This window comes from Nocardioides aquiterrae, assembly GCF_039526625.1.
GTDB classification, from domain to species: Bacteria; Actinomycetota; Actinomycetes; order Propionibacteriales; family Nocardioidaceae; genus Nocardioides; species Nocardioides aquiterrae.
The window spans coordinates 21,994-37,061 of the sequence record NZ_BAAAJE010000011.1; the positions used below are offsets into that span (position 1 = coordinate 21,994).

Genomic DNA, 15,068 nt, shown 5'->3' on the forward strand with positions numbered 1-15,068 from the left:
GGGCACAGTCATGAGCGGCGCGATGCGCAGGATCGGCGAGTACCTCGGCCTGCTCGAGGACACCGGCCGGTACGACGACGAGTACGCCTACGAGGGCGAGTACGAGACGCAGGAGACCGCTCCCGTCCGTGCGCCGAAGCGCGAGGTGCGCCCCGCGCCCGTGTCCGACATCTCCGAGCGCCGGCGTCCGGCGTCCGGCCCGACCGGAGTGGTGGCCGAGCTGTCCCGCATCACGACCCTGCACCCGCGCACCTACAACGAGGCGCGCACCGTCGGTGAGAACTTCCGCGAGGGCACGCCGGTGATCATGAACCTCTCGGAGATGGACGACGCGGACGCCAAGCGCCTCGTCGACTTCGCGGCCGGCTTGGTGTTTGCGACGCGTGGCACCATCGAGCGCGTCACCAGCAAGGTGTTCCTGCTCTCTCCGCCGAACGTGTCGGTGGCCGCTGAGGACAAGCAGCGGATCGCCGAGGGCGGGTTCTTCAACCAGAGCTAGGAAGCATCTCTTGCACGAAGTCGGGCTCGTCATCCACGTGATCCTGTGGGTGTTCATCGCGCTGCTCTGGGTCCGGTTCGTGGTGGACTGGGTCCAGGTCTTCGCGCGGTCGTGGGTGCCGCACGGCGTCCTGCTGGTGGGGCTCGAGGGCGTGTACTCGGCGACCGACCCGCCGATCAAGGCGCTGCGCCGGGTGATCCCGCCGTTGCGGATCGGGAGCATCTCGCTCGACCTGAGCTTCCTGATCGTGATGATCGGGGCGTACATCCTGCTCCGGCTCAACTCCGCGATCTTCCTGACCTGAGCCGGGACCAACCGCAGCGCGGGAGCGGGTGCGCCGGTCACCTGCGCAAGCGCTATTGTTCGACCGACAGCTACTAACGATGAGAATGGGTGAGGTCATGCCGCTGACGCCTGAGGACGTGAGCAACAAGCGCTTTACTCCCGTCCGGCTCCGCGAGGGCTACGACATGGGCGAGGTCGACCAGTTCCTGGACGAGGTCGAGGCCGAGCTCGCGCGTCTGACCAAGGAGAACGAGGACCTCCGGTCGAAGCTGGCCGCGGCCCAGAGCGGTGGCGGCGCACCGAGCGAGGCCGCACCCCAGCGCGCCGAGGAGAAGGCCCCCGAGCAGGAGCCGGCGCCGGTGGCGACGCCCAGCCCGATGGTGGTGGCGAGCCCGGTCGAGACGATCCGGGTGGAGACGGTCCCCGAGGCGTCGAACGCCGCGGCCCGACTGCTCGAGATCGCGACCCGCAACGCGGACGAGCTGGTCGAGGACGCCAAGAACGAGGCCGACAAGATCATCGGCGAGGCCCGCACCAAGGCCGAGCGCCTGGAGTCGGAGTCCAAGATCAAGGCGGACCGGCTCGAGTCGGACGCCCGTACCCGTGCCCAGATGCTCGACTCGGAGACCGCCGAGCGCCGCCGGCAGATGTTCGGCGACCTCGAGCGCGAGCGGGACATCCTCAACAGCGAGGTCGAGAAGCTCCGCTCGTTCGAGCGCGAGTACCGGTCCCGCCTCAAGAGCTACTTCACCCAGCAGCTCGAGGCCCTGGGCAGTGGCGCGTCGGACGGCTCGATGTCCGGCGGCGACGACGCTCCGGCGCCCAAGCGGCTGCGCTCGATCCTCGGCGAGGACGAGGCCTGACCACGTTCCACCCTCTCATCGCGCGAGCGGCCGGCCTGGGGGCCGGCCGCTTTCGCGTTCCCACGGTGTGGCTGATTTGAGGGCGTCGGGGTCACCGGCTACCCTCCCCGCACACCCTGTGGCACAACCCACAGCCGCCGGAGCCCGAGGAGGCCCGACCATGGCTCGCAGCACGAGGAAGTCGCTCGCTGGGCAGGCGGCCTCCGCCGCCCGGAAGGTCATCGGCCGCCCGGCGGCGAAGAAAGCCCCGGCGACGAAGGCCCCGGCGAAGAAGAACGGCGCGGTGGCCAAGGCCACGCCGGCCAAGAAGGCCGCTCCCGCGAAGAAGGCGGCTCCGGCCAAGAAGGCGGCGCCCGCCAAGGTCGCCGCGAAGAAGGCAGCGCCCGTGAAGAAGGCGGCGCCCGCGAAGAAGGCGGCGCCCGCGAAGAAGGCGGCTCCGGCGAAGAAGGCGGCTCCGGCGAAGAAGGCGGCTCCGGCGAAGAAGGCGGCTCCGGCGAAGAAGGCGGCGCCCGCCAAGAAGGCGGCTCCGGCCAAGAAGGCCGCGCCCGCCAAGGTCGCGGTCACGAAGGCGGCCCCGGCGAAGAAGGCGGCGCCCGCCGAGGTCGCCGCGAAGAAGACCGCCCCCGCCAAGAAGGCCGCCCCGGCCAAGAAGGCCCCGATGAGCTCGCTCGTCGTCAAGGAGGGCGAGGGCGCCTGGACGAAGGCCGAGCTCAAGGAGGTCCTCGCGGAGCTCCACGAGCAGCTCGAGCACAGCCGCGACATCGTCGAGGCCCAGGAGGCCGAGCTCAGCGGGCTGATGCGCGACTCCGGCGACGGCGCGGGCCAGGACCAGGCCGACCTCGGGGCGACCAGCTTCGAGCGCGACCACGAGCTCACCGTGCTCAACAGCGAGCGCGACAAGCTGGCCCAGATCGAACGCGCGCTGGCCCGCATCGACGACGGCACCTACGGCGTGTGCGAGTCGTGCGGCAACCCCATCGGCAAGATGCGGCTCATGGCCTTCCCCCGTGCCACACTGTGCATGACATGCAAGCAGCGCGAGGAGCGTCGCTGACCGGCGACGAGAACGACAGCGGTACGACCCCTACCCACCGCCCCCGGGGCCGGCATCTCGCCCTCTTCGCGGCGGTCGCCCTGGCGGCGTACGCCGTCGACGTGGTCGCCAAGGTGGTCGCGGTCGAGAAGCTCACCGACCGCCCGGACGTGAAGCTCGTCGGCGACCTGTTCGTGCTGCACCTGGTGCGCAACCCCGGTGCGGCGTTCAGCGCCGGCACCGCCTACACCGAGGTGTTCAGCGTCGTGTCGATCGTCGCGGTCCTGGTGGTCGCCTGGTTCTCGCGCCGGCTGGGCAGCGCGGGCTGGGCGGTGGCGCTGGGCCTCCTGATGGCCGGCGTCGCCGGCAACCTCACCGACCGGCTGCTCCGCGCGCCCGGCCCGCTGCGGGGCCACGTCGTCGACTTCTTCATGCTGCCGCACTGGCCGGTGTTCAACGTCGCCGACATCTGCATCGACGCGGCCGCCGTGCTGATCCTGGTGCAGGTCTACCGCGGCATCCGGCTGGACGGCAGCCGCGCGCCGCGGGAGGGTCAGGAGTGACCGCCGCCGCCGACCACCGGGTCCTCTCCGTCCCGGAAGGCCTGGACGGGGAGCGCGTGGACGCGGCGATGGCCCGGCTCTTCGGGCTCTCGCGCACCCGAGCCGCCGACCTGATCGCCCAGGGCCACGTCGAGCTCGACGGCCGGGCGGCCAGCAAGAGCGACCGCGTCGTGCCGGGCGCGATCCTCGACGTCACGATCCCGGTCGAGGCGAACCCGCTCGAGGTCGTGCCCGAGGTCGTCGAGGGGATCAAGATCATCCACGACGACGACGCGATCGTCGTGATCGACAAGCCGGTCGGGGTCGCCGTGCACCCGTCGCCGGGCTGGTCGGGGCCGACCGTCGTCGGCCACCTCGCCGGCGCCGGCTTCCGCATCTCCACGAGCGGCGCGTCCGAGCGGCAGGGCATCGTGCAGCGGCTCGACGTCGGGACCTCCGGCGTGATGGTGATCTGCAAGTCCGAGCACGCCTACTCGGTGCTCAAGAACGCCTTCCGCCACCGCACGGTCGACAAGGTCTACCACGCGCTCGTGCAGGGCCACCCGGACCCGCTCGAGGGCACCGTCGACGCGCCGATCGGGCGGCACCCGAAGGCCGACTACAAGTTCGCGGTGATGGCCGACGGTCGGCACAGCGTCACGCACTACGAGACGCTCGAGGCGCACCGGTTCGCCAGCCTGCTGGAGGTCCACCTCGAGACCGGCCGCACGCACCAGATCCGGGTGCACATGGCCGCGCTCAAGCACCCCTGCGTCGGCGACCTCACCTACGGCGCGGACCCGTCGCTGGCCAAGCGGCTCGGGCTGCAGCGCCAGTGGCTGCACGCCGTCCGCCTCGGCTTCGAGCACCCGGACTCGGGGGACTACGTCGAGTACGAGTCGACGTACCCGGACGACCTCGCGCACGCGCTCGACGTGATCCGCGATGAGCACTGACGAGCTGCTGCTCCGCCCGGCGACACCGCAGGACCTGCCCGCCGTCGCGGACCTGTACCTCCGGGTGCGCGAGGCCGCCGTGCCGTCGATGCCGCCGCAGGTCCATACCGTCGACGAGGTGCACGCGTTCGTCGGCGGGTGGGACCTGGGCCGCCGCGAGGTGTGGGTGGCCGAGCGCGCCGACGCGCTGCTCGCGTTCCTGGTCGTCGACGGCGACTGGCTGGAGTCGCTCTACGTGGCACCCGAGGCGGCCGGCGAGGGTATCGGCACCGCTCTCCTCGACGTCGCCAAGGGCCTACGCCCCGGCGGCTTCTGCCTGTGGGTGTTCGAGAGCAACACCGGCGCCCGGCGCTTCTACGCCCGGCACGGCCTGGTCGAGCTGGAGCGCACCGACGGCTCGGGCAACGAGGAGAAGGCTCCCGACGTCCGGATGGCCTGGCCCGGTGCGTACCCGCTCGCGTTCTTCCGCGGCCTGATCGACGAGGTCGACGAGCAGCTCGGCGACCTGCTGGCCCGCCGGGCCGCGCTCACCCGCGCGGTCCAGGCCCACAAGCCGGACCCCAGGCGCGACCCCGACCGCGAGCAGGAGATCGCCGCCGCACTGGCCCGCCGCGCCCCGGCGCTCGGCCACGAGCGGCTGGCCCGGATCGTGCACGCGATCATCACCGAGAGCCTGGACGCCGCCACCGAGCTCTGACGGGCCGCCGATGGGTACCGAGGCCCCATGTCGTCGCTGTCCGCCGAGACGTCCGCCACCGCCGGCGCCCCGCCGACCACGTGGGCACCGCTGCGGATCGCGGTGTTCCGCTGGCTCTGGATCGGCGCCCTGGTCAGCAACATCGGCACCTGGATGCAGACCGTCGGGGCCCAGTGGCTCCTCGTCCACGAGCCGAACGCCGCCACCCTGGTCTCGCTGGTGCAGACCGCGCAGGCGCTCCCGGTGCTGCTGCTGGCGATGCCGGCCGGGGTGCTGGCCGACTCGTTCGACCGGCGCTGGCTGCTGATCGGGGTCCAGGGCTTCCAGACGGTCGTGGCGCTCCTGCTCACGGTGCTCACCGCCGCGGACCGGATGACGCCCGGGCTGCTGCTGTCGCTGACGTTCGCCCTCGGTGCCGGAGCCGCGCTGCAGGCTCCGGCGTACCAGGCGGTGGTGCCGGACCTGGTGCCGCGCCCGCTGATCCCCAACGCGTCGGTGCTGGGGTCGATCAACGTGAACATCGCCCGCGCGATCGGCCCGGCGATCGCGGGCGTGGTCGTGGCGCGGGCGGGGGTCCCGGCCGTCTTCGCGCTCAACGTCGTCTCGTTCGTCGTGTTCGGGCTGGTGCTGCTCGCCTGGCGCCGCGAGCCGGACGCGCGGGGGAGCGAGCCGTTCCTGCCCGCGCTGCTCGCCGGGGGCCGCTACGTCCGGCACTCCCGCGTCGTCCGCCGGCTGCTGCTGCGCTGCACGATGTTCGTCGTGCCCGCCAACGTGCTGTGGGCGCTGCTGGCGCTGGTCGCGCGGGACCGGCTGGGGCTCGGCGCCGGGGGGTACGGCGTGATGCTCGGCGCGCTGGGGATCGGCTCCATCGGGGGAGCGTTCCTGCTGCCGCGCGTCCGCTCGCGCCTGACGACCAACGGGCTGGTCGCCGCCGCGATGGTGCTGTACGCCGCCGCGCTGCTGGTCCTGGTCGTGACGCCGACGGCCTGGCTCGGGGTGCTCGCGCTGCTGCCGGCCGGGGTGGCCTGGGTCGGCGTCCTCTCCACGCTCAACGCCAACCTCCAGACGTTCCTGCCGGTGTGGGTCCGGGCCCGCGGCCTCGCGGTCTACCAACTGGTGCTGTTCGGGTCGATGGCCGGGGCGGCCGCGGCCTGGGGGGCCGTCGCGGACGCCTTCGGGCTCACGACGGCGTACGTCGCCGCGGCGGTGCTGCTGGTCGTGGGGGCGGTCGCGGGCGCGCTGCTGCCGCTGCGCGACACCAGCGGGCTCGACCGCTCGCCCGCGATGTTCTGGCCGGAGCCGCGGGTGGCGATCGACGCTGGGCAGCACCCCGGCGAGGTCCTGGTCACGACGACCTACCACGTCTCCGGCGAGCGCCGGGACGAGCTCCTCGCGCTGGCGCCGGACCTGCGCCGGATGCGGCGCCGAACCGGTGGCACGTCCTGGGCCCTGTACGTCGACGCCGCCGACCCGACCCGGTACGTCGAGCAGTACACCGTGGCGTCCTGGGCCGAGCACCTGCTCCAGCACTCGGGGCGGCTGACCGCCACCGACCGCGACCTCGACCTGCGCGCCCGGGCCCTGAGCGACCCGCCGACCGAGGTGGCGCACCTGTTCACCGCGCGGCTCCCCGGGGACTGACTGGACTGACTGTCGGTGGGTCGTGACACTCTCGCAAGTACCCGATCGGGAGGGGCGGGGGCGTTAGAGTGAACCCCTTCCCCCTGGTCGGTGCCGCGGCGCATCCGTGGCTTCGTCAGTCATGCCCGCACACAGCTCGAGGAGTGGCCCGCGACGATGGCGAACGCCTCCCAGGACTCCTTCGTCCACCTCCACGTCCACACCGAGTACTCCATGCTCGACGGGGCCTCGCTGCTCGACGGACTGTTCACCCGGGTGGCCGACCTGGAGATGCCGGCGATCGCCATGACCGACCACGGCAACCTGCACGGCGCGTACGACTTCTACTCCAAGGCCCGCAAGCACGGCGTGAAGCCGATCATCGGCATCGAGGCCTACATCACGCCCGGCACCTCCCGCGGCGAGCGCCGCCGGGTGCGGTGGGGCAAGGGCGATGCGGCCGAGGAGGGCGGCGACGACGTCGCGGGCGCCGGCGCCTACACCCACATGACGATGTGGGCCGAGAGCACCGAGGGCATGCACAACCTGTTCCGGCTCTCATCCCGCTCCAGCCTCGAGGGGTTCTTCTACAAGCCGCGGATGGACAAGGAGATCCTCCAGGAGCACAGCAAGGGCATCATCGTCAGCACCGGCTGCCCCAGCGGCGCCATCCAGACCCGGCTGCGCCTCGGCCAGTGGGACGAGGCGGTCCGCGAGGCCGGTGAGCTGCAGGACATCTTCGGCCGCGACAACGTCTACCTCGAGCTGATGGACCACGGCATCTCGATCGAGAAGCGGGTCCGCGACGACCTCCTGAGGCTCGGCCGCGAGCTCGGCATCCCGCCGCTGGCCACCAACGACTCGCACTACAACAACCCCGAGGACGCCGACGCCCACGACGCCCTCATCTGCGTCGCGTCCGGCAAGCGCCTCTCCGACACGAACCGGCTGAAGTTCGACGGCGGCGGCTACTACATCAAGTCCGCGGCCGAGATGCGCGAGCTCTGGGCGTCGTACGACCTCTCCGCCGCGTGCGACAACACCCTCGCGATCGCCGAGCGCTGCGAGGTCGAGTTCGTCGAGTCCACCGGCGGCTACATGGCGCGCGCCGACGTCCCGGCCGGGGAGACCGAGGAGAGCTGGTTCCGCAAGGAGGTCTGGCGCGGCATCGAGGCCCGCTACCCCGGCGAGCGGCTGACCCAGCAGGTCAAGGACCGCGTCGAGATGGAGCTCGCGGTCATCTCCCAGAAGGGCTACTGCGGCTACTACCTGGTGGTCGCCGACTTCATCCAGTGGTCCAAGCGCAACGGCATCCGCGTCGGCCCCGGCCGCGGCTCCGGCGCGGGCTCGATCGCGGCGTACGCGCTGAGCATCACCGACCTCTGCCCCCTCGAGCACGGGCTCTTCTTCGAGCGGTTCCTCAACCCCGAGCGGCCGTCGATGCCCGACTTCGACATCGACTTCGACGACCACCGGCGCGGCGAGGTCATCAAGTACGTCACCGACAAGTACGGCGCCGACCGGGTCGCCCAGATCGCCACCTTCGGCCGGCTCAAGTCCAAGGCCGCGATCAAGGACGCGGCCCGCGTGCTCGACTTCGGCTTCGCGATCTCCGACCGCATCACCAAGGCGCTGCCGCCCGACGTGATGGGCAAGGGCGTGCCGCTGAAGGACATCTTCGACCCCGGCCACAAGAGGTACGGCGAGGGCGGCGAGTTCCGGTCGCTGCACGACTCCGACCCCGACGTCCGCCGGATCTACGAGACCGCGGTCGGCCTCGAGGGCCAGATCCGCAACTGGGGCGTGCACGCCGCCGGCGTGATCATGTCCAGCGATCCGCTGATCGACATCGTGCCGATCATGGCGCGGCCGCAGGACGGCGCGATCATCACCCAGTTCGACTACCCGATGTGCGAGGCGCTCGGGCTGGTCAAGATGGACTTCCTCGGCCTCTCCAACCTGCACATCCTCGACGACGCGGTGGCGAACATCGAGGCCAACCGGGGCGAGCACGTCGTCCTGGAGGAGCTGCCCTTCGACGACCGCGCGACCTACGAGCTGATGGGGCGCGGCGAGACGCTGGGCGTGTTCCAGCTCGATGGTGGCGGCATGCGGGCGCTGCTGCGCTCGCTGCAGCCCGACCAGTTCGCCGACATCACCGCGGTCAGCGCGCTGTACCGGCCGGGCCCGATGGGCGCGGACTCGCACAACAAGTACGCGCGCCGCAAGAACGGCCGCGAGCCGATCGAGCCGATCCACCCGGCGCTGGCCGAGGCGCTCGAGCCGGTGCTGGGGGAGACGTACGGCCTGATCGTCTACCAGGAGCAGGTGATGGCGATCGCCCAGGTCCTGGCGGGCTTCACGCTGGGCGCCGCGGACAACCTGCGCCGCGCGATGGGCAAGAAGAAGAAGGAGGAGCTCGACAAGCAGTACGCCGGCTTCCAGGCCGGCATGCTCGAGCGCGGGTTCCCCCAGGTCGCGATCGACAAGCTCTGGGAGATCCTGCTCCCGTTCTCCGACTACGCGTTCAACAAGTCGCACTCCGCGGCGTACGGCGTCATCACGTACTGGACGGCGTACCTCAAGGCGAACTACCCGGCCGAGTACATGGCCGCGCTCCTGACGTCCGCGCGGGACGACAAGGACAAGATGGCGATCTACCTCAACGAGTGCCGCCGGATGAAGATCCAGGTGCTCCCGCCGGACGTCAACGAGTCCTCGCACAACTTCACCCCGGTCGGCCAGGACGTCCGCTTCGGCCTCACCGCGGTCCGCAACGTCGGCGCCAACGTCGTCGACGGCATCGTGGCCGCGCGCGAGGAGAAGGGGCGCTACGTGGACTTCAACGACTTCCTCGAGAAGGTCCCGGCGCTGGTGTGCAACAAGCGGGTCATCGAGTCGCTGATCAAGGCGGGCGCCTTCGACGACATGAAGCACAAGCGGCGTGCGCTGGTGGCGATCCACGAGACCGCGGTCGACCAGTACGTCGACATCAAGCGCAACGAGGCGATCGGCCAGGACTCACTGTTCGGCGGGCTCGACGACGGCTCGGGCTTCGGCGTCTCGGTCGCGATCCCCGACATCGACGACTGGGACAAGATGACCCTGCTCGGCCACGAGCGGGAGATGCTCGGCCTCTACGTGTCCGACCACCCGCTGCTCGGGCTCGAGCACGTGCTGTCCAACGGCACCGACTGCACCATCGGCCAGCTGATGATGGACGAGGACCGCCCCGACGGCAGCTCGATCACCGTGTCCGGGCTGGTGACGTCGGTGCAGCGCAAGATCACCAAGCGCGGCGACGCGTGGGCGCTGGTCACCGTCGAGGACCTCGACGGCGCCATCGACGTGCTGCTGTTCCCGAGCGCCTGGCAGCTGTGCGGGCAGGTGATCTCCGAGGACGCGATCGTCACGGTCCGGGGCCGGCTGTCGCGGCAGAAGGACCAGCCGGAGATCCACGGCCAGGAGGTCACGGTCCCCGACCTGTCCGACGGTCCCTCCGGGCCGGTGGTGATCAGCCTGCCCTCGACCCGGTGCACCCCGCCGGTCATCGAGCAGCTCAAGGAGGTGCTCGGCACCCACCGGGGCATGACCGAGGTGCGCCTGCGACTCTTGACCCGTGAGCAGACGATGGTCATGCGCCTCGACGACCGGCTGCGGGTCAGCCCGAGCCCGGCGCTCTTCGCGGACCTCAAGCAGCTGCTGGGGCCCGGATGCCTGACGGGCTGAGGCCGGCGCTCGTCCAGCTCGCGCTCGTCGTCCTCGTGCTCGCGGTCACCGGCGTCGTGGCCGGCGCGGTCTGGGAGTGGGTGTGGACCGCACCGGAGGGTGTCGTCGTCGACCACAAGTGGGTGGCGCTGGACGAGGCGAACCTGCGCGGCCAGTTCTCCGGGACGGCGTGGTACGTCGTGGTCGGCGCGGTGGCCGGGCTGCTCGGCGGCGCCGTGGTCTCGCTGTTCCTCGACCGGGTGCCGCTGGCGACGCTGGTCGGCGTCGTGGCGGGCTCGCTGCTGGGCGCGCTGCTCATGTACCGCGTCGGGGTCGCGCTCGGCCCGGGCGACCCGGTGCAGGCGGCCGCCGGCGCGAAGGAGGGCGCCCATCTGCCCGCCCGGCTCGCGGTGTCCGGGCACAGCGCCTGGATCGCGCTCCCCGCCGGTGCGCTGATCGCGCTGACCCTGGTGTTCCTCGGCCTCTCGGCCGTTCATCGCGACGGGCCGCGCGACGTCACCTAGGATCCTGGCGTGTCCAGCACGCCGGAGTACCTCGACAGTCACGGCGGCTCTCCGCAGCCGCCCGGGCCGCGCGGTGGGCGCCGTACCGCCCTGATCGCGGGTGGCGCGGTCGGCCTGCTCGCCGTCGTCGGCGTGGGCGCGTGGGCGGCGTGGTCGTTCTTCTCGACCGGCCCGCAGCCCGCCGCGGCGCTGCCGGCCTCGACCGTCGGCTACGTCAGCATCGACCTCGACCCGAGCGGCGGCCAGAAGATCGAGGCGCTGCGCACGCTGCGCAAGTTCCCGGAGTTCCGCGACCAGGTCGGCCTGGACACCGACGACGACGTGCGGAAGTGGGTCTTCGAGGAGGTCCAGGGCTCGACCCCGTGCGGCGACCTCGACTACGAGGAAGACGTCGAGCCGTGGCTCGGCGACCGGATGGCCGTCGCAGCCGTCGACAACGGCGCGGACCAGCCCGAACCGGTGATCGTGCTGCAGGTGAGCGACGAGGGCGCCGCCGACCGGGGCCTCGCCGCGCTCCGGGACTGCTCGGGCGAGCAGCTCGCCTGGAACATCGCCGACGGCTGGGCGCTGCTCGGCGAGACCCAGGACGTCGCCGACGGCGTCGCCGCCGACGCCGCCGACGCGTCGCTGGCCGACGACGGCGACTTCCAGCACTGGACCGACGAGGCCGGCGGCGACGGGATCGTCACCGCCTACCTCTCGCCGGAGGCGGGGCGGCTGATCGCCGACCAGCTGGACTCCCTGAGCAGCGTGGGGGGCCTGCCGCAGCAGTACGCCGGAGACTGTGCCGCGCCGTGCCTCGGCTACTCGGCGGTCGGGCCCGCAGCAGCGATCCCGGACGCCGCGGACGCCCTGAAGGACTTCGGCGGCCTGGCCGCCACCGTGCGCTTCTCCGACGGCTCCCTCGAGCTGGAGGTGGCCGCGGACGCCGGGGGCGCCGAGCAGGCGCTGGGCGGCTCCGACGCCGGCGACGACGTGCTCGCCACCCTGCCCGACGACACTGCCGCCGCCCTCGGCGTCGGCTTCGCCGAGGGGTGGCTCGGCCACCTGGTGGACGCGGACACGCTCCAGCAGCTCGCCGACGCGACGGGACTCGACCTGCCCGGCGACGCCGAGGCGCTCGCCGGCCGGTCCGCGGCGCTGGCCGTCTCCGGCGACATCGACCTCGACTCCATGCTCGACCCCACCGGTGAGAGCGGCCTCCCGGTCGGCCTCAAGGTGCAGGGCGACACGGACCGGATCGCCGCGGTCGTGGATCGCATCGGCGAGCCGCTGGGCGTCGACACCGAGGGCGACACGGTCGTGGTCGGGCCGGACGCCGACTACCGCGAGCAGCTGCTCGCGAACGGCGGCCTCGGTGGCACCGACGCGTTCCGAGCCGCCGTCCCGGACGCCGGCGACGCGGGCGCGGTGCTGTTCGTGAACTTCGACGCGGGCAGCTGGTTCGACGACGTCGACGAGCTCGAGCCGCTGGCGGCGCTCGGTGCGAGCGTCCGCGTCGACGACAGCACCAGCCACCTGGTGCTGCGGGTCACGACCGACTGATCGGGGCCACGGTCGCGTTCGTCGCCCGAACCAGGTCGGCCGGGGCGATGCCGAGGTCCAGGCCGCGGCGTCCGCCGGAGACGTAGACGGTGTCGAAGGCCATCGCGGTCTCGTCGAGCACGGTGGGGTGCGGCCGCTTCTGGCCGATCGGCGAGATCCCGCCGGCGACGTACCCGGTGGCCCGCTCGGCGGCCGCGACGTCGGCCATCGCCGCCTTGCTGCCACCGGCCGCCCGGGCCAGCGCCTTGAGGTCGAGCTGGCCCGACACCGGGACGATGCCGATGGTCAGCTTCCCGCGTTGTCCTGAGCCTGTCGAAGGGTCCACGGTCGTCATCAGCGTCTTGAAGACCTGCGCGGGGTCGAGTCCCAGCGCTGCGGCGGCCTCGAGGCCGAAGGACTGGGCGCGCGGGTCGTGGTCGTACTCGTGCAGGGTGAACGCGATGCCGGCGCGGGTCAGCGCGACCGTGGCCGGCGTACCGCCGGCGGACTTCTTCGCCACAGGTTGCCTTTCGTCTCACCGGGTCTCGACGCGCCCGTCGCGACCTCGTCCCTCGGTCGCGGGGCTTGCTCGACCTCGTCTCGCGACGCGCCGTGCTCGTGCCTCGCACGCCGCTGCTCGCTTGATCAGTTCGGCGACCATCGCGTCCGCGCCACCTCGGTGGCCGGCAGCGACGGGATCACGTTCATCGCGCGCAGCTCCGCGCGCAGCAGGTCGGTGACCATCACGAGCCGGACGGCGGCGTCCTCTGCCTCCAGCAGCGCCTGCCGCTCGGGCATCGGCAGCGGGGCGACCGCGGCCAGCGTCCACGAGAGCCAGGCCGCGTCGCGGGGGAGCGTGCCGGAGTAGGGGTCGGCGCGGATGTCAGCGAGCGCCGCTCGGTACGCCGTGAACGCGACCCGGGCGCGCTCCAGGATCGACTCCGCCACCACCGCCTCGGGGTCCGGCCGCTCGGTGACGTGCCCGGCCGGGAACGGCCCGGAGGTCTCCAGCCGGTCGAGCTGGATCCGCTCCAGACCGACGGCGACCACCTCGAAGGTGCCGTCCGGGTTCGCCTCGATCTCGGTGAGCTGGCAGCGCACACCGATCCGGTACAGCGACTGCGCACCGTGGTCACCGACCTCGTAGCCCTCCCGGATCCCGACCGTCCCGAACAGCCGCTCGGCCGGGTCCTCGATCCGCAGCAGGTGGTGCACCAGCGCGCGGTACCGGTCCTCGAAGACCGTGAGCGGCACGCTCACGCCGGGGAACAGGACCGCGTTGAGCGGGAACATCGGCAGCGGGTCGGCCACATCGACAACGTAGCCGGTCCAGCACCTGTCGCGGTTCGGGGCCGGCGGCGCGGCGTCCGTAGAATCGACTCATGATCTCGACAGGCTCGATCCAGCGGATCCAGCGCATCGACCTGCGGGGAGCCGACCGGGCGACGGTCGACTACCGGGCAGCCGTGCCCCGCGCCGACTTCGACGTCGAGGCGGCGGTGCCGGCGGTGCATGCGATCTGCGAGGACGTCCGCACCCGCGGCCTGGAGGCGATCCGGGAGCTCTCGGAGCGCTTCGACGGCGTGGCCGTCGACGACATCCGGGTCGCCCCGGAGGCGCTGCGCAGCGCGCTGGAGCGGCTCGACCCCGACATCCGCGCCGGCCTCGAGGAGTCGATCCGCCGGCTGCGCGCGACCTGCGCGAACGAGCTCGAGCGGGACGCCGTCACCGACCTCGGCCCGGGCGCGCGGGTCACCCACCGCAAGGTGCCGGTCGGCCGCGTCGGCCTGTACGTGCCCGGCGGCCTGGCGCCGCTGGTGTCCAGCGTGCTGATGAACGTGGTCCCGGCGCAGACCGCCGGCGTGGAGTCGATCGCGCTCGCGAGCCCCCCGCAGAAGGAGTTCGGCGGATCGGTCCACCCGACGATCCTGGCCGCATGCGCGCTGCTGGGCGTCGACGAGGTGTACGCCGTCGGCGGTGCGCAGGCGATCGCGATGTTCGCCTACGGCACCGGTCCGTGCGCCAAGGTCGACCTGGTCACCGGCCCCGGCAACATCTACACGGTCACGGCCAAGCGGATCCTCAAGGGCCTGGTCGGCATCGACTCCGAGGCCGGCCCCACCGAGATCGCCGTCCTCGCCGACGACTCGGCGGACCCGGCGTACGTCGCCGCGGACCTGATCAGCCAGGCCGAGCACGATCCGCTGGCCGCGTCGGTGCTGGTCACGCCGTCCGAGGCGCTCGCCGCCGCGGTCGAGACGGCCCTCGAGGAGCAGGTCGCCGCGACCAAGCACGTCGAGCGGATCCGCACCAGCCTGTCCGGCCCCCAGTCCGGCATCGTGCTGGTCGACGACCTCGAGCAGGGCCTGGAGGTCGTCAACGCCTACGCCGCCGAGCACCTGGAGATCCAGACCGAGGACGCGGCCGGGTGGGCCGCCCGGGTGCGCAACGCCGGCGCGATCTTCGTCGGCCCGTACGCCCCGGTCAGCCTGGGCGACTACTGCGCCGGCTCCAACCACGTGCTGCCCACGGGCGGCTGCGCCTGTCACAGCAGCGGGCTGTCGGTCCGCGCGTTCACCAAGTCGGTACACGTCGTCGACTACTCGCGCGAGGCCCTGGCGGCGGTCGCCGGCCACGTCGTCACGCTCGCCGAGGCCGAGGACCTGCCCGGCCACGGCGCGGCGGTCAAGGTCCGGTCCGCGGGGGAGCCGGCAGAGTGACCTGGCCTCCGCTGCGGGAGGAGCTGCGGGGCATCGAGCCGTACGGCGCGCCCCAGCTCGACGTCCCGGTCCAGCTCAACGTCAACGAGAACCCCTA

General features: G+C 72.2%; 14 protein-coding genes. 12 read left to right on the top strand and 2 right to left on the bottom strand.

Annotated elements, in window-relative coordinates; translation table 11 throughout:
- The first annotated feature begins 10 nt into the window (after positions 1-10).
- The 11 genes from ABD086_RS12420 to ABD086_RS12470 all read left to right on the top strand — a co-directional run bounded on the left by ABD086_RS12420 (position 11) and on the right by ABD086_RS12470 (position 12,272).
- On the top strand, positions 11-499 hold the full coding sequence (locus tag ABD086_RS12420; protein ID WP_343907851.1) for a cell division protein SepF: 489 nt from the start codon (positions 11-13) through the stop codon (positions 497-499).
- Between the two features lie 10 nt (positions 500-509).
- Entirely contained in the window at positions 510-803 is a 294-nt protein-coding gene (locus ABD086_RS12425) for a YggT family protein (RefSeq protein ID WP_343907852.1), read from the top strand.
- Between the two features lie 97 nt (positions 804-900).
- A complete protein-coding gene (locus ABD086_RS12430) occupies positions 901-1,647 on the top strand; it encodes a DivIVA domain-containing protein (protein ID WP_343907853.1) in 747 nt (248 codons plus the stop codon).
- A 160-nt stretch (positions 1,648-1,807) separates the two neighbouring features.
- Positions 1,808-2,701: a TraR/DksA family transcriptional regulator gene (locus ABD086_RS12435; RefSeq protein WP_343907854.1), complete on the top strand. Its 894-nt coding sequence runs from the start codon at positions 1,808-1,810 to the stop codon at positions 2,699-2,701.
- Complete coding sequence (locus ABD086_RS12440; RefSeq protein ID WP_343907856.1) at positions 2,674-3,243, top strand: signal peptidase II; 570 nt, start codon at positions 2,674-2,676, stop codon at positions 3,241-3,243. Before ABD086_RS12435 ends, ABD086_RS12440 begins: the two co-directional genes overlap by 28 nt.
- Positions 3,240-4,178 carry an RluA family pseudouridine synthase gene (locus tag ABD086_RS12445; RefSeq protein WP_343907857.1) on the top strand — a complete coding sequence of 313 codons (939 nt, stop codon included), beginning with the start codon at positions 3,240-3,242 and terminating at the stop codon, positions 4,176-4,178. The genes ABD086_RS12440 and ABD086_RS12445 overlap by 4 nt, the downstream gene beginning before the upstream one ends.
- The gene (locus ABD086_RS12450) at positions 4,168-4,875 is read left to right on the top strand and encodes a GNAT family N-acetyltransferase (RefSeq protein ID WP_343907858.1); all 708 of its coding nucleotides are present in this window, start codon (positions 4,168-4,170) and stop codon (positions 4,873-4,875) included. The genes ABD086_RS12445 and ABD086_RS12450 overlap by 11 nt, the downstream gene beginning before the upstream one ends.
- Positions 4,876-4,902: 27 nt before the next feature.
- Positions 4,903-6,516, top strand: a complete 1,614-nt coding sequence (locus tag ABD086_RS12455; protein WP_343907859.1) for an MFS transporter — start codon at positions 4,903-4,905, stop codon at positions 6,514-6,516.
- Positions 6,517-6,672: 156 nt separating this feature from the next.
- Positions 6,673-10,224 carry a DNA polymerase III subunit alpha gene (gene dnaE / locus ABD086_RS12460; protein WP_343907860.1) on the top strand — a complete coding sequence of 1,184 codons (3,552 nt, stop codon included), beginning with the start codon at positions 6,673-6,675 and terminating at the stop codon, positions 10,222-10,224.
- Positions 10,209-10,727: a hypothetical protein gene (locus ABD086_RS12465; protein WP_343907861.1), complete on the top strand. Its 519-nt coding sequence runs from the start codon at positions 10,209-10,211 to the stop codon at positions 10,725-10,727. Before dnaE ends, ABD086_RS12465 begins: the two co-directional genes overlap by 16 nt.
- Positions 10,728-10,736: 9 nt before the next feature.
- A complete protein-coding gene (locus tag ABD086_RS12470; RefSeq protein WP_343907862.1) occupies positions 10,737-12,272 on the top strand; it encodes a DUF3352 domain-containing protein in 1,536 nt (511 codons plus the stop codon).
- Here ABD086_RS12470 and ybaK read toward each other — a convergent pair.
- Together ybaK and ABD086_RS12480 are read right to left on the bottom strand one after the other, a co-directional pair.
- Positions 12,259-12,771, bottom strand: coding sequence for a Cys-tRNA(Pro) deacylase (gene ybaK / locus ABD086_RS12475; protein WP_343907863.1), 513 nt, complete (start codon positions 12,769-12,771; stop codon positions 12,259-12,261). The two genes, ABD086_RS12470 and ybaK, sit on opposite strands and share 14 nt — an antisense overlap.
- A 125-nt stretch (positions 12,772-12,896) precedes the next feature.
- Entirely contained in the window at positions 12,897-13,562 is a 666-nt protein-coding gene (locus ABD086_RS12480) for an LON peptidase substrate-binding domain-containing protein (RefSeq protein ID WP_343907865.1), read from the bottom strand.
- A gap of 71 nt (positions 13,563-13,633) precedes the next feature.
- On the opposite strand from ABD086_RS12480, the gene hisD reads away from it, so the two are divergent.
- A complete protein-coding gene (hisD, locus tag ABD086_RS12485) occupies positions 13,634-14,971 on the top strand; it encodes a histidinol dehydrogenase (RefSeq protein ID WP_343907867.1) in 1,338 nt (445 codons plus the stop codon).
- Positions 14,972-15,068 lie beyond the last annotated feature (97 nt).